18 protein-coding genes are annotated in these 18,093 nt (G+C 69.2%); 7 read left to right on the plus strand and 11 right to left on the minus strand.

What is annotated here, in order from left to right:
- Positions 1-13 precede the first annotated feature (13 nt).
- The 8 genes from LTH96_RS01890 to LTH96_RS01925 form a co-directional block, all read right to left on the minus strand.
- Complete coding sequence (locus tag LTH96_RS01890; protein ID WP_241463970.1) at positions 14-484, minus strand: hypothetical protein; 471 nt, start codon at positions 482-484, stop codon at positions 14-16.
- Positions 485-625: 141 nt separating this feature from the next.
- On the minus strand, positions 626-1,684 hold the full coding sequence (locus LTH96_RS01895) for a phosphotransferase family protein (RefSeq protein ID WP_241463971.1): 1,059 nt from the start codon (positions 1,682-1,684) through the stop codon (positions 626-628).
- A complete protein-coding gene (locus LTH96_RS01900) occupies positions 1,681-2,865 on the minus strand; it encodes a phosphotransferase family protein (protein WP_241463972.1) in 1,185 nt (394 codons plus the stop codon). The genes LTH96_RS01895 and LTH96_RS01900 overlap by 4 nt, the downstream gene beginning before the upstream one ends.
- Positions 2,862-4,799, minus strand: coding sequence for an ABC transporter ATP-binding protein (locus tag LTH96_RS01905; RefSeq protein ID WP_241463974.1), 1,938 nt, complete (start codon positions 4,797-4,799; stop codon positions 2,862-2,864). Before LTH96_RS01905 ends, LTH96_RS01900 begins: the two co-directional genes overlap by 4 nt.
- Positions 4,796-6,067 carry a glycosyltransferase family 4 protein gene (locus LTH96_RS01910; protein ID WP_241463976.1) on the minus strand — a complete coding sequence of 424 codons (1,272 nt, stop codon included), beginning with the start codon at positions 6,065-6,067 and terminating at the stop codon, positions 4,796-4,798. Before LTH96_RS01910 ends, LTH96_RS01905 begins: the two co-directional genes overlap by 4 nt.
- A complete protein-coding gene (locus LTH96_RS01915) occupies positions 6,064-7,422 on the minus strand; it encodes a glycosyltransferase family 4 protein (protein WP_241463978.1) in 1,359 nt (452 codons plus the stop codon). Before LTH96_RS01915 ends, LTH96_RS01910 begins: the two co-directional genes overlap by 4 nt.
- Positions 7,412-8,752, minus strand: coding sequence for a glycosyltransferase family protein (locus LTH96_RS01920; protein ID WP_241463980.1), 1,341 nt, complete (start codon positions 8,750-8,752; stop codon positions 7,412-7,414). Before LTH96_RS01920 ends, LTH96_RS01915 begins: the two co-directional genes overlap by 11 nt.
- 102 nt (positions 8,753-8,854) lie before the next feature.
- Positions 8,855-9,235: a DUF1844 domain-containing protein gene (locus LTH96_RS01925; RefSeq protein ID WP_241463981.1), complete on the minus strand. Its 381-nt coding sequence runs from the start codon at positions 9,233-9,235 to the stop codon at positions 8,855-8,857.
- 75 nt (positions 9,236-9,310) lie between these two features.
- On the opposite strand from LTH96_RS01925, the gene infC reads away from it, so the two are divergent.
- From infC to LTH96_RS01950, 5 genes are all read left to right on the plus strand, one after another.
- Entirely contained in the window at positions 9,311-10,081 is a 771-nt protein-coding gene (infC, locus tag LTH96_RS01930) for a translation initiation factor IF-3 (protein ID WP_241464433.1), read from the plus strand.
- 257 nt (positions 10,082-10,338) lie between these two features.
- Complete coding sequence (gene rpmI / locus LTH96_RS01935; RefSeq protein WP_241463983.1) at positions 10,339-10,533, plus strand: 50S ribosomal protein L35; 195 nt, start codon at positions 10,339-10,341, stop codon at positions 10,531-10,533.
- 49 nt (positions 10,534-10,582) lie between these two features.
- Complete coding sequence (gene rplT, locus LTH96_RS01940) at positions 10,583-10,963, plus strand: 50S ribosomal protein L20 (protein ID WP_058888465.1); 381 nt, start codon at positions 10,583-10,585, stop codon at positions 10,961-10,963.
- Positions 10,964-11,129: 166 nt separating this feature from the next.
- Positions 11,130-12,101, plus strand: coding sequence for an RNA methyltransferase (locus tag LTH96_RS01945; protein WP_241463985.1), 972 nt, complete (start codon positions 11,130-11,132; stop codon positions 12,099-12,101).
- Positions 12,098-12,403, plus strand: coding sequence for an RNHCP domain-containing protein (locus LTH96_RS01950; protein ID WP_241463987.1), 306 nt, complete (start codon positions 12,098-12,100; stop codon positions 12,401-12,403). Before LTH96_RS01945 ends, LTH96_RS01950 begins: the two co-directional genes overlap by 4 nt.
- 40 nt (positions 12,404-12,443) lie before the next feature.
- On the opposite strand, the gene LTH96_RS01955 is transcribed toward LTH96_RS01950, so the two are convergent.
- Complete coding sequence (locus LTH96_RS01955) at positions 12,444-13,052, minus strand: DNA-3-methyladenine glycosylase I (RefSeq protein WP_241464434.1); 609 nt, start codon at positions 13,050-13,052, stop codon at positions 12,444-12,446.
- A 128-nt stretch (positions 13,053-13,180) separates the two neighbouring features.
- Here LTH96_RS01955 and LTH96_RS01960 point away from each other — a divergent pair, with 128 nt between their 5' ends.
- Positions 13,181-15,310 carry a S9 family peptidase gene (locus LTH96_RS01960; RefSeq protein WP_241463988.1) on the plus strand — a complete coding sequence of 710 codons (2,130 nt, stop codon included), beginning with the start codon at positions 13,181-13,183 and terminating at the stop codon, positions 15,308-15,310.
- Positions 15,311-15,365: 55 nt separating this feature from the next.
- On the opposite strand, the gene LTH96_RS01965 is transcribed toward LTH96_RS01960, so the two are convergent.
- The gene (locus LTH96_RS01965) at positions 15,366-15,707 is read right to left on the minus strand and encodes an acylphosphatase (protein WP_241463990.1); all 342 of its coding nucleotides are present in this window, start codon (positions 15,705-15,707) and stop codon (positions 15,366-15,368) included.
- A 128-nt stretch (positions 15,708-15,835) separates the two neighbouring features.
- The gene (locus LTH96_RS01970; RefSeq protein ID WP_241463992.1) at positions 15,836-17,005 is read right to left on the minus strand and encodes an amidohydrolase; all 1,170 of its coding nucleotides are present in this window, start codon (positions 17,003-17,005) and stop codon (positions 15,836-15,838) included.
- 95 nt (positions 17,006-17,100) lie between these two features.
- On the opposite strand from LTH96_RS01970, the gene LTH96_RS01975 reads away from it, so the two are divergent.
- Positions 17,101-18,051 carry a cation diffusion facilitator family transporter gene (locus LTH96_RS01975; RefSeq protein WP_241463994.1) on the plus strand — a complete coding sequence of 317 codons (951 nt, stop codon included), beginning with the start codon at positions 17,101-17,103 and terminating at the stop codon, positions 18,049-18,051.
- Positions 18,052-18,093: the final 42 nt, after the last annotated feature.

Genomic DNA, 18,093 nt, shown 5'->3' on the forward strand with positions numbered 1-18,093 from the left:
GGGAGAGACTGACTCAGCTCGGGGCCGAGGGTGGGGACCAGCTGGCCGCTGACGCGGCTGACCAGCTGACGGCCGAGACCGGGGACCAGCTGACCGGGGTCACCGGGGACCAGCTCTCCGGGGAGAGCGGACTGACCGGGGACCAGGAGGATGCTGATTCCAGCGGTGGCTGCTGGTAGGTCGAAGGCGGTGCCGGGGTGACGGCGGCGGGGCTCCGGGAAGCGGACTCCTCGGCCGATGCCGCCGAGGGTGCTGAGGTCGGCGACGTGGCGGAGGGTGCTGAGCCGGCGCGAGCCGGCTCGCCGGCGGAGGAATCGGTAGACCGATCGGTGGAGGAGGCGGACTCGCTCTCACCGGTCACCTCCAAGGCGTCGCCGAGATCCTGTGTCTGGTCGGGACCGCTGAGCTCAGCCACGGCCACCGTGCCGCCGAGCGCCGCGATGCTCAGGGCCCCGGTGATGATCCAGCCTGTCTGCCTGTTCATGATGCGCAGGTCCTCTCTGCTCGACGCCGACCAGCGGCTCCTCATCTCATCTTCCATGATCGTGTTGCAAGGTGAGCAAGGCGTGAGACCAGGATGAGAAGATTCTCATCTTCCCTCAGCGCTGCGACTGGGTGCGGCTCGCTATGGCAGCGCCACGTGGGCCCGCATCGCGGCTGCGACCTCGACGTAGGCCGGCCGCACGGCATAGACGCATCCCAGACGCAGCACCGCGGCACGCTCATAGACGGCCAAGGACCTGCCCGGCACCTTCAGCCGCGCCGCCGTCGCGTCGACCGCGCTGACCACCGTCCTGGCTGCGTGCCGCTCCCAGATGCCCTGGAGCATCCGCAGTCGAGCATGGGCTCGCAGGTTGCCCAGGTCCAGGGCCGGATCTGCCAGACAGGCGGTGTCCACATCGAGCAGTCCCGGTCCGTTCTGCGGGCTCCAGAGCAGCTGCTTGTCGTGCAGGTCGCGGTGGGCCGGGCGCAGCTGCCCCTGAGGCAGCTGCGCGAGGTCTTCGCTGATGCGTTCGACGCTGCGCCACATCTGGTCTGCGGGATGGACAAAGGGTTCGACGAGCCGGGCCCAGTGCGCCAGCACCACGATCTCCTGATCCGCCGAGTGCTCCGGGATGCCGGGGAGGTCGGAACCCCCGTTGCTGGAAGCCTCGGCGGCGGAGGAGGAGACCGACCGGGACCAGGCGCTGAGCACTTCGGCCCAGGCTCGTTCCCACCGCTGCGGACCCAGCCTTCTCGGCTCGTGCAGGCTGGATCCCTCCAGCGCGCCGAAGGTCACCGTGGACCGGGTGTGCGCCAGCACCGCGGGGGTGCGGAAGTACTCGGTGAACGCGTCCGCCCGCTCGATCCCGTCCAGGATGGTTCGGGTGCGGCCGCGCCGAACCACCTTGATGAACTGGTCCTCGCGCCGCACCACCGCCCGTTTTCCGGGTCGGTGAGAGACGACGACGCCGCCGCGGGCCAACTCCTCGAGGTCGGCCAGCCGAGCATCGGCGCCCAGCGGCTGCAGGCTTGCGCTGGCACCGTCCCAGATACCGGCGCGGCGCTGGCCTGCGTCCTCGCATTCCAAGGAGAGCCTTGCCTGCTCTGGGCGCGGCCAGGCCCGGGTCACACGCATCGGCCGGCCCTGGTCGGTGAGAACGGTGGGGGGCAGCGCGAAGTTCGTCATCGGGAGTCTGGTCATCGTTTCAGCGCCTCCTCGCCCAGGCTCAGCGTGGTCTGCATCCGGTCAGCCCATTCGGGCTCACGGTGCCGGAACGGATCTGTGACGGAGCTCAGCTGGGCGTAGGCCTCCCAGACAGCGATCCGCCGCAGGTCAGGAGCCTCGTCCGCGCAGTAGCCCTCCAGGAAAGAGCTGATCAGCGGTTCCAGCCGCAGCCGGCGGCAGGAGGCGGCCCAGCTGCCCACATCGCGCATCGGATCACCGACGCCGGAGCGGTCGAAGTCGATCAGTCTGATCTTGTGACTCTCAGGCGTGGCCATCACCACTTGATCGGGGGAGAGATCCCCGTGCAGCTCCGAGTCCGGGCCCGGGGGCAGCGCGTCGACTGCGGCGCGAACCCGGTCCGCCAGGCCCCAGGCGGCATCCGCAAGCCACGGCGCGATGGCGGCGACGGCGCTCGCAGAACCGCTCGGCTGGATCGGAAGACGGTCTCGCCGGGATCCGGCGGTGTGCCGGTGCAGCCGGCCCAGAGCCGCCCCCGCCGTGGTCGCGGCCGGAGCATACGCGCTGCTGCTCAGGTCGGCCCAACCCCAGAGCGGCGCACTCGTGGCGGTGCCGCGCCCGCCCACCGGGGTGCTGCGCACCAGCGGCAGGCCCAGCTCTCGCCAGCGCTGAGCCGTCGACAACGCAGGGGCGGTGCCCCTGGCGGCGACCCGCAGGATCTTCTCGCCGTGCCCGGGACCGGTGGGCGGCACCGCGGCCACGACCCGTCGACGAGGGTTGTATCGCAGGATCTTCCAGGGCGCCTCGGCAGCCGTCGCACCGTTCAACGCCTGGCGCGCCTCGGTGAGGTCCTTGCCCAGCACGGGGTCTGCCCACAGGCTCCCGCTGAAGAGATGCGGCGGGTGCTCCGAGTGCACGCAGAACCGCGCCAGCCCATCAGCATCGGCTGCCCGTTGTCGGGCCTTGTTGAGCTTGTCCTCGTGGACGGTGAGCATCGCCCACCCGGGTTCGGCGTCGTCGGTGGTGAAGGCGGCGACCACCGAATGTCCGGTCTTGATCCTGACCCGGGTGATGGTGGCCGGCTGGTCCAGCAGCTCCGAGAGCGCGTGGGGGTCCAGCAACGTGCGGGCCCCCGGGATGCGCGACGCCTGAGCGGCAGCCTCATCGGCGGCGGTCCATTCTGTGTGAGGCTGGCTCATCGACTCACCTGCGCTGTCCTGTCCGTCGGCACCGTCTGCTCTGCTGACTCAGTCCCACCCGCAGCCGCGGTCGGATCCGGTGGATTGAGCTGTTCCGCTGTCCCGGCCCCGGAGTCTGCGGCGCTGCGCTGGGTGGCCGCCCACTGCGCCAGCCGCGAGTGTGCATCGGCGAGCAGCTCCGTGGGGGTGCCGTCCTCGTGGATGCGTCCGGCCTCGAGCCAGAGCACCCGGTCCAGATCCTGGATCATGCTGAGGTCATGGGTGATCGCCACCGTGGTGCGTCCGCGGGTCAGTTCGCGGATCGAGTTCTCCACCACTCCCCGTGAGGTGGGATCCAGGCCGGTGGTGGGTTCGTCCAGCAGGATGATCGGCGCGTCGCGGACCAGCGCCCGGGCGATCGCCACGCGTTGACGCTGCCCGCCGGAGAGCGTGTCCCCGCGGTTTCCGAGCTCGGTCTCATACCCCTCGGGCAGCGCCATGATGAAGTCATGGGCACCGGCCCGCCGGGCCGCCTCCTCGACGTCGACGTCGGTGGCGTCCTGCCGGCCGTAGCGGATGTTCTCTCGCACTGACGTGCTGAAGAGCACCGATTCTTGGAGCAGGATCGCGATGTTGCGCCGCAGGTCGGCTCGGGTGACGTTGCGCGCGGAGTACCCGTCCACCAGCACCGAGCCGGCCTCCGGATCGGCGAGGCGGAGGAGGAACCCGGCCAGGGTGGACTTCCCCGCGCCGGAGGGCCCCAGCAGCCCCACGCGCTGACCCGCCGGGATGCTCAGGTTGAGCGTCTCGAACAACGGCGTGCCGCGATGGTCGTTCGCGCTGATGTTCCAGAAGGTCAGCTCTCCAGAGGCGCGTCCCAGCGGCAGCGGATCCTCGGGGTCCTGGATCTCGATCTCTTCGTCGAGGAGATCCGCGATGCGCTCACCGGAGGCTGTGGCGCGGGCGATCCTGCCGGTGTACTTCGCCATATCGCGCAGCGGCTTCATCGCGATCTTGAGGTAGAGCAGGAACAGCACCATGTCCCCGGGGGTCATGAACCCCTGGAGCACCTGCCAACCGCCGAAGCCCAGCACCACAGCGGTCGCGATGCCGACCAGCAGATCGGTGGAGCGCTCCAGCCGGGCGGCGAGCTTCCGTGCCCGGATACCGGCCTTGAGCGCCTTGGCGTTGCCGGCGGCGAAGCCGGAGGCCACCGTCTTCTCCAGGCCGTAGGACTGCACCACGCGGATGGCGCCCAGCGCCTCGGCGGCATCACCGACCAGCTGGCCCTCACCCTTGCGGGTGGAGCGGGAGGCCGAGGTGATCTTCGGGCTCAGCACCCTGCTCGCCAGCAGGTATCCGACGCCGGTGAGGATCACGATCAGCGCGAGCAGCGGGTTCAGGATCAGCACCACGATCAGCAGGGTCACCAGGGTGAGCAGATTTCCCACCATGGGAAGACCCGCGGTCACGGCGACCTCCTGGAGCCGGCCCATGTCCCCGACGAGTCGCTGGGAGGTGTCACCGATGGAGGCCTTGGAGTGATACCGCAGCGAGAGCGACTGGATGTGGTCGAAGACCCTGCTGCGCAGTCTCGCGGCGACCTTCACCCCGGTCTTGGCGAAGGCGATGGTCGAGGCGTAGTTGCAGATCGCCCGGCCGCCGACGATCAGCGCCAGCGCGAACGCCCAGAAGATGATCATCCCCTCCACGTTGTGGCTGGAGTCGATGGTCTCCTCGACCCGGGCCCCCAGCGCCTCGGAGACTGCGTCCACGGCGAACTTCACCGGCCACGGTTCGAGCACGCGGAACGCGACGTCGCCCATCAGTGCCAGCAGTCCAAGGGCGATCAGGAGCTTGTGCTCTCCCAGGTGCGGCAGCACCATGCGCAAGGTGCGCATGACCCCGCGGCGGTGCAGCGTGCGGGAGGACCTGGCGTCGGATCGTCGACTCATCGCTTGGTCACCTCCAGGGCAGGGAGCTCCGCGAGCAGGTCCTGTGCGCGCTGCACCCAGCTGTGCTCGTCCTCCACGAGGCTGCGCCCGGCGGTCCCCATCCGGGCACGCCGCGCGGGGTCTTCGACCAACCGGATCAGCGCCTGCGCGAGTCCGTCAGGGTCACCGGGCGGAACCGTCTCCCCGCACGCTCCCGCCGAGCCGCCCTCGAGCAGCCGCGTCAGCTCACCGAGCGCGGAGGCGATCACCGGCACCCCGGCGGCCAGGTACTCGTAGACCTTCAACGGGGAGAAGTAGTGCTCGTCCCGCGTGCTGGTGGCGGGGTATGGAGCGGTCGCGATGTCCAGGCCGGACAGCAGCCGCGGCACCCGTGCCGGGGCCACCGATCCGCTGAACTCCACGCGCTCGCCGATGCCCAGCTCGGCGCAGAGGGACTCCAGGCGCTCTCGTTCGGGTCCGCCGCCGATGATCTGCAGCCGCAGATCCGGCTGGGGCGCATCCGCGCCGAGAGCCTGGGAACGTCTGCGCTCCAGGACCTGGGCGAACGCGCGCAGCAGCAGGTCGGTGCCGTGCCAGGGTTTCAGGGTGCCGAGGAACCCGATGGTCACGGTGTCCTGCTGAGTCGTCCCTGCATCTGTGCGTCGCAGGTCAGGGCGCCGTGCGGAGAACCGTGCCGGATCCACTCCATTCGGGGTCACCCGCACCGGCGGGGCCCCTTCGTGGGGCTCCGCGGAGAGCATCCCCCGCGCCCAGTCCGCCACCGGCGCGGAGACGCAGGAGAGCAGGTCAGCCTGGGCGAAGGTCTCCCGGGTGGACCGTTCTGCGGATGCCACATCGTGGAGGCTGCGGTGCCGCTGCTGCTCGGTGAGCAATGGAGCATTGACCTCGACCACCAGCCGGGCCGTGCTGCGCCCTCGGGCCTCGACGCCGGCGGTTGAGAACAGGGAGTACCGCTCGTAGAGCAGATCGAAGTCGCCCTCGACAGCGAGGTCGGCCATTCTGGCGGCGTTGCGGCCGACGGCGACCTCCCGGGCGGCAGCACCCTCGCTCCCGGAGATCGGGACCACGAAGACCGGCAGGTCCGCGAGATCCGCGGGGACCGAAACGGTGGTGGGGTCATCGTGCTTATCGCCGCGCTTGGTGCAGAAGACGGTGACCTCGTGACCCAGTGTCCTGAACGCGCGGATCATCTCCTGGGCGTGCACGCTCGCGCCCTTGGAGCCGAAGAGACCGATGCCGGGGTCAGCGAGCAGGTAGCCGATCCTCATACCGGCTCCTGCACTGCGGCGAGCCGGTTCTGCGCCGCAGGGGACGCGGGATCGCTGACCAGGGCCTGCAGCCGGCGTGACTGAGCGGCGGAGTCGAAGTTCTGCTCGATCAGGGTGCGCCCGGCCTCGAGCATGCGCAGATGCCCCGGGTCGGTCGTGATCGCCTCGGCCACCGCGGCGGTGAGGGCCGTGACATCCCCGGCGGGGACCAGCCACCCGGTCTCACCGGGGCGGACCACCTCGCCCACGGCTGTCACCTCGGCGGCCACGCAGCGGATGCCGCGCGCCATGGCTTCGAGCAGCACGGTGGGCAGGCCGTCGGCGTTCCCATCGGCCCCGATGACGAACGGGGCCACGAAGACGTCATGAGAGCCCAGCAGCTCAGCCACCTCCTGCTGGGTGCAGGGCCCCAGCAGGCGCACCGAGGATCTCAGCCCGGCGTCGTCGATCTGTTGCTGCAGATGATTCGCCAGGGGCCCGTCCCCCGCGATGTCGGCCTGCACGTCCAGGCCCTCGTCGCGCAGCCTGGCCACCGCCTCGATGAGCAGATGAAACCCCTTCTTCTCGACCAGCCGGCCGATGCCCAGCAGTCGGGCAGGACGCGGTGGGCTCTCGAGGCTGGGGTCTGGGGCAGGCTGAGTTCCGAGATTCGGTGTGAAGGGGAAGCGAGAGAGCTCCAGGCCGTTGCGCACCAGATGCAGCCGCTGGGCCGCCGCAGGGAATCGGGTGCGCAAGTCGTCGAGGTTGTAGCCGGAGATCGTGATCGCGTGATGAGCCTCCGCCAGCTTCGCCTGGAGCTCATGCTGGTCCACGTCCTCATGGAAGATGTCCTTGGCATGGGCGGTGAACGAATACGGCAGACCACTGATCCGGCCGGCCAGCCGCGCCACCGTCGTGGCGATCGAGGCGAAGTGCGCGTGGAGGTGGGTGACTCCCGCCTGGTGGGCGGCATGGGCCAGACCGACGGCCTGCTGTGCGTCGTCGTGTCCGGCCGCCAGCAGCTCCGGAAGGCTGCGCTGCAGCCCGGGGGCCAAGGCGGGGGACGCAGCGGCCAGGGCCAGCTGGGCCCACAGCTTCGAGGAGGTGGAGCTGCGCGGCACTTGGATCACCGGAGCCTTGACCCGGGCCAGCTCCGGATGGAAGCGGGCGTCGGTGCTCGGCCGCAGCGAGAAGATCACGATCTGCTCACCGGCGGCTTCCCTGGCCAGGATCTCCGAGACGATGAAGGTCTCCGAGAAGCGCGGATACATCTTCAGCACATACCCGACCACGTGATCGCGCGGGACCGCGGGCGTGCCGTTGCACGGGTCATGGGTCGGTGCGGGGGTTGTCTCGACGGTGTGCTCAACGGACATGAGAATTGGACCTCGCTTCGGCAGTTTGGGGAGTCAGGGGTGTGGCGGCGCAGGGCGCCGGGGACGGCGCGTGGGCACGAGCAGCGGCTGCAGCGCTCGCGGGAGAAGTCACGGGTGCGGGCTGCTGGGTGTGATCGGCAGCCGCGCGTCGCACCGCCGCGGGTCCGAGCGCCAGCTCCGCGACCGCCAGCGCTCCGATCCGGGTCAGCCCGTCAAGGTCCACCGCGCCGCGGTCGCTGCGCCGGGTCACCGCGTCGCCGAGCCACCGGCTCAGCGCCGCTGCGCTGAGCTCCCCGGCGGCCAGGATGTCGACGGCGCCCACGGCGGCCAGCGCCCGAGCTCGGCGAGGCTGCTCCGCCCGATGGGTGGCCCGAGGCACCAGCAGCGCTGGGGTGGTGGTGGCCATGATCTCGGCCGTGGAGTTGTACCCCGCCATGGAGACGACGGCGGCGGCCTCGCGCACCAGCGCAGGGACATGCGGTGCCAGCCGGGTGACCTGGATGTTGGCGGAGTCTGGGGAGGCAGCGACGGCGCGCTCCACGCTGGTGTGGTCACCCAGGGGCATCTGTGGTCCGGTGAGGATGATGTGTCGATGCCCGGCCGGGACCCGAGCCTGCGCGGCCGCCAGGGCAAGCCGACCGCCGTCGGAGCCTCCGCCGACCATGGAGAGCACATAGGGCTCACGAGCACGGACGCTGGAGTCGGAGAGCTCGTCGGTGGGGCGCCCGTGGCTGAGGTAGCCGGTGAACCGGGTCCGGGTTGCCAGCGGCTGAGGGATCTCACCGCTGGTGATCGGGTTGTAGATCAGGGGATCCCCGTAGACCCAGACCGCGTGATAGAACTTCGCGGCGGCAGATGCTCCGCCGATCCGGGCCCATTCGGTGCGAGCGGCAGCGGGGGAGTCCAGCACTTCGCGCATGCCGAGCACGCAGCGGGTGCCTTGGGCACGCAGCCAGGCCAGCGAGTCCAGCAGCTCCCCGTCGACCCCGAACGGGTGCCGATCTGCGATGAACAGATCGGGGGACAAGGCCTTGATGGCGGCGGCAGCGGTGGAGCGGCGCAGCGAGGAGAGCCGCTCATTGCTCACATCGAGGTTCCTGGAGGCGTAGCCCTCAGCGGTGCGGGTGAACCCGGGGAGGACCAGCCAGTCCCAGCCCTGGGGCAGCGAGTCTGCGGTCGCGTCCGGATGCCCTGCGATCAGCAGTCCGCGCACCGGCTGATCGGTCAGCCGCGGGAGGTCTGCGGCGAGGGCGTGGGCGAGGGCCCGGTTGCGGCGGGCGTGGCCCAGTCCGACTGAGTCGTGTGAATAGAGGACTGCGGTGATGCTCATGGAAGACCACTCTGGTCACCGCAGGTGAAGCAACGATGAGACCAGGATGAGAGTCTCTTCCGAGTTCTCTCATCCTGATCTCATCTGGTTCTCATGAAAGGGTCAGTTGACCGGGCCGGTCCACTTCTCGCCGGGACCCTTCCCGGGTGCATCCGGGACGGTGGACTCTTCGCGGAAGGCGAGCTGGAGCGAGCGCAGCCCGTCGCGCAGCGGCGCGGCGTGGGTCGAGCCGACCTCGGGGGCGGCGGCGGTGATCAGACCTGCAAGGGCGGTGATCAGCTTGCGGGCCTCATCGAGGTCCTTGAGCTCCTCCGCCTTGGGGTCATCGGCGAGGCCGGTCTTGACCGCGGCGGCACTCATCAGGTGCACGGCGACGGTGTTGATCAGCTCCACCGCGGGCACCTCGGAGATGTCGCGGGACCGCTGGTTGACCGCCTGGGCGAGATCGGGATTCTCGGCGTGGTTATTCTGCTCACTCTGCATGCTGGTAAGCTTGTCACAGTCTCATCGGCCGCGCTAAACGCACTCAACACGGCGATCACCTCCCAGTTGAGCTCATTGGGCGCACTGGCCGGTGACTCCCCATTCACCGAATTCCTCACAACAGGAGCTAGACAGATCAGCGAACCACGCATCAACGAACGCATCCGCGTACCAGAAGTCCGCCTTGTCGGCCCCCAGGGGGAGCAGGTGGGCGTCGTGCGCATTGAAGACGCCCTGCGTCTCGCCACTGAGTCCGATCTGGATCTGGTAGAGGTTGCGCCCCAGGCCAAACCTCCCGTCTGCAAGCTGATGGATTTCGGCAAGTACAAATACGAGGCAGCGGTCAAGGCTCGTGAATCACGGAAGAACCAGAGCACCACGGTGCTCAAGGAGGTCCGTTTCCGGCTGAAGATCGATGACCACGACTACAACACCAAGGTCGGTCACGCCCGTCGCTTCCTCGATGCCGGCGACAAGGTCAAGGCCATGATCCAGTTCCGCGGTCGTGAGCAGCAGCGCCCCGAGATGGGTGTTCGCCTCCTGCAGCGCTTCTCCCAGGACGTCGCCGACCTCGGCGCCGTGGAATCCTCCCCGCGCCAGGACGGCCGCCACATGGTGATGGTCGTCGGTCCGCTCAAGACCAAGGCCGAGGCCAAGGCGATGGCGAAGAACCAGGCCAAGAAGGAGGAGCCGACCGAGGCTGACGCCGAGGCCGAGGCTCCCAAGGTGAAGAACGAGCGCCGCTCGCGGAAGAACGCGGAGCGCCTGCCCACGGAGAAGAAGGACGCGACCCCGCTCTCGAACTCCATGGCCGATTATCTGCCGGATGAGCTGAAGAACCTCTAGAGGCCTTCTCTCCTCACGGTGAACCCGCGCACCATTCTCATGACGTAGACTGGTGCGCTGGTTTGTGTGACAGCGCTGCAAGGTGCTGTCGCCACCACCCAAAAGGGGTCTGATGCGTGGATCTCCGTCGCTGCGAGAGCAGCCTCGGCCGCGCGTCGATGACCCACCTCTGCGCCGCCGCGTCAGCAGATGAGCTTCGGCTCGTCGCTGGAGAGCACAGGCGTTGCAGGTCCGAACGACATAAGGAGAACGGCACCATGCCGAAGATGAAGACCCACAGCGGGGCCAAGAAGCGGTTCAAGCTGACCGGTTCTGGCAAGCTCAAGCGCCAGCAGGCCAACCGTCGCCACTACCTGGAGCACAAGTCTTCACGCCTGAAGCGCCGCCTGGCCGGGGACCAACTGGTCACCAAGGCTGACGAGAAGCGCATCAAGCGGATGCTGGGCATCTGAGCCTCAGCACTTTCATCACCGAAGACTTTAAGACTCAAGGAGATATCACGTGGCACGTGTAAAGAGGGCCGTCAATGGCCATAAGAAGCGCCGCAAGGTCCTAGACAGGGCCTCCGGCTACCGCGGACAGCGCTCACGCCTCTACCGCAAGGCAAAAGAGCAGCTGCTGCACTCGTACGTCTACAACTACCAGCACCGCAAGAAGCGCAAGGGTGACTTCCGCCGCCTGTGGATCCAGCGCATCAATGCCGCTGCCCGCTCGCACGGGATGACCTACAACCGCTTCATCCAGGGCCTGAAGGCCGCTGGAGTCGAGGTTGATCGTCGCATGCTTGCTGAGCTGGCCGTCTACGACGCCAACTCATTCGGCGTTCTGGTCGAGACCGCCCGCAAGGCGCTCCCGCAGGACGTCAACGCCGCTCGAGTCTGACTCGACGCAGTGTGACAGAAGGCGCCGTCTCCTCACCGGGGGCGGCGCCTTCTTTGTGCCAGCACCGCTGGCGAAGCACCATTCACGCAGCACCTGCTCCACCGTGCTGAACCTATGAGCACCCCGAGATGCATGAGCAGTCCATTCAGCAGGAGAAGAGAGAATCATGTCCCAGCACACCGACCCCGAGCTCGTCGACAACCCGAAGTCTGACCGCGTCCGCCGCGTGGCGGCTCTTGCCGGGCGGTCCGCGCGCCACAAGCAGGGACTCTTCCTGGCCGAGGGGCCCCAGCCGGTCCGCGAGGCGCTGACGATCTGGCTGCGCCAGTGGGAGCAGGAACAGGGCCCGCAGCCCTTCCCCGAACTGGACGCTCTCTTCTTCGATCCCGCAGCCCTGGAGCGCCACCCCGATGTGCTCGCGCTGCTGGACCGGATGCGCGGGGTGCTCTTCAACCCCGAGACTCAGCTGCCCTCGAACGCCCGGGTCTTTCTGCGCGAAGCCACTCCGGAGGCGCTGCGCGCAATGGGCGACGCCGAGACCTCCCAGGGCATGCTTGCGGTCTGCCGCATCCCCGCTGTCTCCACCCGGCGAGAAGCTCTGGACGCCCAGCTCGAGCAGATCGCCCAGGGTGCCGGGCAGGTCGCGGCCATGCTTCGGCTGCAGGACCCGGGCAACGCCGGCACGATCATCCGCACCGCGGATGCCGCCGGTGCCGGCGCCGTCGTGCTCTCGGCGGGGACCGTGGATCCGTGGAGCCCCAAGGTCGTCCGCTCCGCCGCGGGCTCACACTTCCACGTGCCGATCTTCACCGGGGTCGAACCGGCCGACCTGACCGAGGCGGCCCGCGCCAAGGGCTTCCAGGTGCTCGCCGCCGATGGCCGGGGTGAGACCCAGCTCGCCGAGCTGGCCAACCCCGCGGCCCCCACCCTGTGGCTGTTCGGCCACGAGGCCCACGGACTGACCCACGCTGAGCGCGAGCTCGCCGATCACCGCGTGGCGATCCCGCTCTTCGGAGCTGCCGAATCATTGAACGTGGCCACCGCGGCCACGGTCTGCATGTACTCCACCGCGATGGCTCAGCACGCGCTCTCGGCCGAGGCCACTTCCGACGCCGGAGAGAGCGCGCCCACGGCATGAGCAGGGAGGCCGAGAACACCGGCTTCGACTGCATCCACTGCGGGCAGCCGATTCCCAGACAGCTCGGCGGCAGCTACCGGAACCACTGCCCGCGCTGCCTGTACTCCCGGCATGTGGACATCACCCCGGGCGATCGCGCCGCCGACTGTGGGGCGGCGATGGAACCCATCGGGGTGGACCACACCGGCAAGAAGGGCTTCCTGCTGCTCCACCGCTGCACCCGGTGCGGACAGGTGGATCGGAACCGGCTCGCACCGGATGATGACATGGACCGGGTCATCGAGCTCCAGCGCCCGCATTGACTCAGTGCTGCATCATCCCTCTTGGTCGGCGCCGTCCGGTTCAGCCGCGCTGGTTGGTGAAGGCGATCCCTGAGGCGCCCCGGCGGTGCGAGCCCACCAGGTGGGTGTCCACCATCCCGATGGCCTCCATCAGGGCGAAAGCGGTGGTGGGACCGACGAACCGGAACCCTTCCGCCTTGAGCCGCCTGGCCAGGGCTTCTGACTCCGCTGACCGGGTGGGCACCTGCTCCATCGTCTGCGGCACGGGGGTCTGCTCGGGCTTGTAGGACCAGATCAGCGCGGACAGGCCACCGCGGTCACGCAGCGCCAGGGTGGCCCGGGCATTGCCGATGGTCGCGGTGATCTTCCCGCGGTGACGGATGATCCCGGCGTCGTCGAGCAGCCGCAGGATGTCCTCCTCGGCGTAGTCCGCGACCACCTCGGGATCGAACCCGGCGAAGGCGGCACGGAAGTTCTCCCGCTTGACCAGGATGGTGGACCAGGAGAGGCCGGCCTGAAACCCCTCCAGGCTCAGCCGTTCGAAGAGGCCGTGCTCGGCACGGATCGGCATCCCCCATTCGGTGTCGTAGTAGCGCAGCATCATCTCGCTGCCGAGCGCCCAGGGTGTGCGGGGCAGACCGTCGGGGCCGATCGCGGGTCCGGAGGTCATCGCAGAGGTCGTCGCAGGAGTCGTCTCGGGGGTCGCGTCAGAAGTCACAGCACCAGGGTAGCGCTGTCCACCACGCCGGTAGTTGTACAATGCAACCATATGCTGGCGGTCGCTGGTAGAACAGCACCATGACACAGCGCAGCTCGAGCATCTTCTCCGACCTGGACCACTTCGTCACCCATCCTCGCCTCGGCGGTCTCACGCTCAGCCCCGACGGTTCCCGGCTGGTCACCACCGTCTCCACGGTCAACAGCGCAGGTGATGGCTACACCGGTGCGCTCTGGGAGATCGACCCCAGCGGCGCCCGTCCCGCCCGCCGGCTCACCCGCAGCCCCAAGGGCGAGGGTGCTCCGGGGTTCTCTGCCACAGGTGATCTCTACTTCACCTCGGACCGCCCGGGGGAGAAGCCCGAGGAGAAGAGCTCCGCCCTGTACAGGCTCCCCGCGGACGGAGGTGAATCGGTGCTGGTCAGTCGACGCGCCGGTGGCGTGAGTCAGCCGCACTGCGCCCAGCAGGGGTCCACCATCCTGCTCACCGCGCCGCTGCTCCCCGGGGCCGGCTCCGAGGAGGCTCACGAGCAGCTGCACCGGCAGCGCGAGGAGGCCTCGGTCAAGGCGATCCTGCACACCGGATACCCGATCCGCTTCTGGGACCACGATCTCGGCCCGGCCCGCCCGAGCCTGTTCGCCCTGGAGTCCACGGCCGACGCCGCGGCCCTCCCCACGGATTCCGAGCAGGCCAGCCTTCGCCCCCTCACTGAGGGTCTCGGAGCTCGCTTCGGCGGAGACGTGAAGGTCAGCCCGGATGGCACCGTCGCGCTGATCAGCGTCGTCGTGCCCGAAGTCCGGGCCGGTCAGCGCACCGCTCTGGCGGTGGTGGACACCGCCACCGGTGAGCGTCGGATCATCGCGGACGAACCCGGGTACACCTTCAGCGCCGGGGGGATCAGCCCCGATGGGCTTAGCGCCGCCGTCGTGCGCTCTGCCCAGCCGACGCCGCAGCGAGCCCCGCAGCCGCAGCTGCACCTTCTGGACCTGCACACCGGCGCGCTGACCCGGCTCGCCGAGGACGCTGACCTGTGGCTCACCCCCGCGGCCTGGCTGCCGGACGGCTCAGGACTGCTCGCGCTGGCCGACCAGGGCGGACGCGGTCCGGTCTTCCGCGTGGACGCCACCAGCGGTGCGGTGGAGCAGGTCACCACCGAGGACGCCACCTACTCCGCCGTCGTCGTGGCCCCTGACGGTCACACCGCCTACGGGATGCGCTCCAGCTACGCCTTCCCTGAGGAGGTGGTCTCGATCGACCTGAGCACGGGGGAGGCCGCGCGGCTGCAGAATCCCCATGTGCGTCCGGAGCTGCCCGGCACGCTGACCGAGGTCACCACCACCGGGGCCGACGGTGCGCCGGTGCGGGCCTGGCTTGCGCTTCCCGCCTCCGCCTCGACGGAGCAGCCGGCACCGCTGCTGCTCTGGATCCACGGCGGGCCGCTGAACTCCTGGAACGCCTGGACCTGGCGGTGGAACCCCTGGCTGATGGTGGAGCAGGGCTACGCGGTGCTGCTGCCCGACCCGGCGCTGTCCACCGGTTATGGGCAGAACTTCATCCAGCGCGGCTGGAACTCCTGGGGAGGACATCCCTTCACCGATCTGATGGCGATCACCGACGCCACCGAGGCGCGGAAGGACATCGACCCGACGCGCACCGCCGCGATGGGCGGCTCCTTCGGCGGGTACATGGCGAACTGGATCGCCGGGCAGACCGACCGATTCTCCGCGATCGTCACCCATGCCTCGCTGTGGGCGCTGGATCAGTTCGGCCCCACCACGGACTTGGCCTCGTACTGGCGCAACGAGCTCGATGAGCGGATGGCCGCGGAGCACTCACCGCATCTGCATGTGGAGAAGATCGTGACCCCGATGCTGGTCATCCATGGCGACAAGGACTACCGGGTGCCGATCGGGGAGGGGCTGCGGCTCTGGTACGAGCTGCTCGCGAAATCGGGGCTGCCGGCGGATGAGGACGGACACAGCGCACACCGGTTCCTCTACTTCCCCGACGAGAACCACTGGGTGCTCAGTCCTGCGCACGCGAAGATCTGGTACCAGGTGGTCTCGGGCTTCCTCGCCGAGCATCTGCTGGGCGAGGCGGCCGCGCTGCCGGAGGAGCTGGGACTCACCGCGCCGGCCGCGGACCAGCAGCCCGTCCGCGGGCATCTGGGGTCTCCCGCGGGACGCGCAGCCGCATCCGTCGCTTCCTGAGGGCTGTCGGGGAATCCGTCGCACAGCGATGCGCCTTGGGAGGGAGGTGCTGGTGTCAGCGACGGATCTCGAAGCCTGCCTGCGGCAGCGAGGCGAGATCCGCCTCGGTCGCCTCACGCTGCTGCACCTCGGTCACCTCGGCGGACTCGGGTCCCTTCCCGGCCCAGCGCAGCAGCGCGTCCACCGCTGGACCGTCGCCGCCGACCAGGAGCTCCACCGCGCCGTCGGCGGTGTTTCTGACCCATCCGATCAGTCCCAGGTCATCGGCCTCGGCCTTCGTCGATGCGCGAAAGGTCACCCCCTGCACCCGACCGGTGATCTGCGCGTGGGTTCCGGTCGTGCATCCCGAGGGAGCGAGGGGCTGTTCGGAATCGGGAGGTGAGAGGGGTTCAGTCATGCGCCCAGTCAAACACCCTCAGGGTCCAGCCACCAGGTCCCGCCCGTCTGCGGGCGCGGTGGGAGGCGCCCGCAGGTGGCTCGAGACAGGATCGCCGCGGCGCGCCAGGCTCAGGCCGGCGCGGAGGCTCAGGCCGAGGCTTCGGCGGGCTCGTGCGAGAACACCAGCGCTCCGTCGATCCAGGTGTGCAGCACCCGGTTCCTGGTGTCCAGCGGATCTCCGGACCAGAGCGCGAGGTCCGCGTCCTTGCCCGGCTCCAAGGTCCCCACTCGATCTGACACCCCGAGCACCTCGGCCGGGTTGATCGTGATCGCCCGAAGCGCCTCGACCGGGTCCATGCCCTCGCGCACCGCGAGGGCCGCCTGATGGATCAGGAACTCGATGGGCACCACGGGATGATCGGTGATGATCGAGACCTTCACCCCGGCGCGGGCGAGGATCCCCGGGGCCCTGGGGCTGCGGTCGCGGACCTCCACCTTGGAGCGCGAGACGATCATCGGCCCGTAGAGCACCGGAATGCCGCGATCGGCGATGACGTCGGCGAGCTTATAGGACTCGGTGCCGTGATCCAGGACCAGCTCATAGCCGAACTCATCGGCCAGGCGCAGCGCGGTGGCGATGTCATCGGCGCGGTGGCAGTGCTGGCGCCAGGGGATCTTGCGGTCGAGCACCAGCGCCAGCGCCTCGGAGACGAGATCCCCGGGCCGGTCCGCCGGGTCCTTGGCCTGCCAGTTCCTGGCCTCGGTGAAGGCCTTGCGGATGGTCATCGCGACCCCGAGCCGGGTGTTCGGGGTCTGCTTGCGCTCCCCATAGATCCGCTTGGGGTTCTCACCCAGGGCTGACTTCAGGCCCGAGGGGGAGCGCAGCACCATCTCGTCCACGATCCGCCCCTGGGTCTTCAGCGCCACAGCGAGCCCGCCGATCGGATTGGCCGACCCCGGATTCACGTTCACGGTGGTGATGCCCGCGGCCCGGGCGTCGGCGAAGCCGATCTCCGCCGGGTTGATCGCATCCAGGGCGCGCACGGCCGCGGTCACCGGATCGGTGGTCTCGTTGACATCGGCGCCGGCCCAGCCCTCGCCCTCCTCATGGACCCCCAGGTGCACGTGGGCATCGATGAGTCCCGGCAGTACCCAGCCGCCGGCGGCATCGATGACCTCATGCTCGGCAGGATGGTCCACAGCGGGCCCCAGGGCCGCGATCCGGCCCTCGGTGACCACCAGGGAGCCGTCGAAGGGCTCACCGCTGATGGGCAGGATGTGCGCATTGCTGATGACATAGTTTCTCTGAGCAACCATGTGGGGACTCTAGCGCACTCGCCTTGCTGAGAACGCTTCTGCGTCCGGCTCGCAGCTTGGGAGATCTCGGCGGAACGCAGGAGAATGGTGCCACGATGCACCACCATGATCACGGCGCCCGCGCCGACGACCCTGCCTCCTCCGAGACTGCCGCACGCACGCGCTCACACCGCCGTCGGCTGGCGATCGCCTGCGCCATCACCGTGGGTGTCGTCCTGGCGCAGGCCATCGGGGCCTGGGTCACCGGTTCGCTGGCGCTGCTCACCGATGCCGTGCATTCACTCACCGACAGCATCGGCCTCGGTGTCGCCCTGGTCGCGGCGGGACTGATGCACCGGGCCGCCACATCCCAGCGCACCTGGGGCTTCCGGCGCGTGGAGATCCTGGCGGGGCTGCTGCAGGCGACGCTGCTGCTGGGCGTGGGCATCTACGCCGCGGTGGAGGGGATCGGCAGGCTCAGCGCACCGCCCGCAATTCTGCACATCGAGCTGCTGATCTTCGGGGCAGTCGGTCTGACCGGCAACGTGATCTCGCTGCTGGTGCTCGCCTCGGGCCGGAAGGCCAACTTCAACATGCGTGCCGCGTTCCTCGAGGTCACCGCCGATGCGCTGGGATCGCTGGCGGTGATGGTGGCAGCCGTCGTGATCTGGACCACCGGCTGGCAGCAGGCCGACGCCGTGGCCGCGCTGGCCATCGCCGCACTGATCATTCCGCGTGCGCTGCTGCTGCTGCGCGAGACCGCGCGGGTGCTGCTGGAGTTCGCCCCTCGCGGGCTTGACCTGGAGCAGGTCAGGGCGCACATGCTGGCCCAGGACCACGTCCAGGAGGTCCACGACCTGCACGCCTCCACGGTCGCGACCGGGCTGCCGGTGATCTCCGCCCATGTGGTCCTCGATGACGCCTGCTTCCGCGAAGGCTGCGTGCCGGAGACGCTGAGCCGGCTGAAGACCTGCGTGGCCGAACACTTCGACGTGGCGGTGGAACACTCCACCTTCCAGCTCGAGCCGCGCAGCATCGCCGCCGGTGAGACCCACACCCACGCCTGAGCAGCGCCCTCGACCACCCCTGTGCACATGCCTGAGCGGGCG

The sequence above is a fragment of the Nesterenkonia sp. LB17 genome (assembly GCF_022565915.1).
GTDB lineage: Bacteria > Actinomycetota > Actinomycetes > Actinomycetales > Micrococcaceae > Nesterenkonia.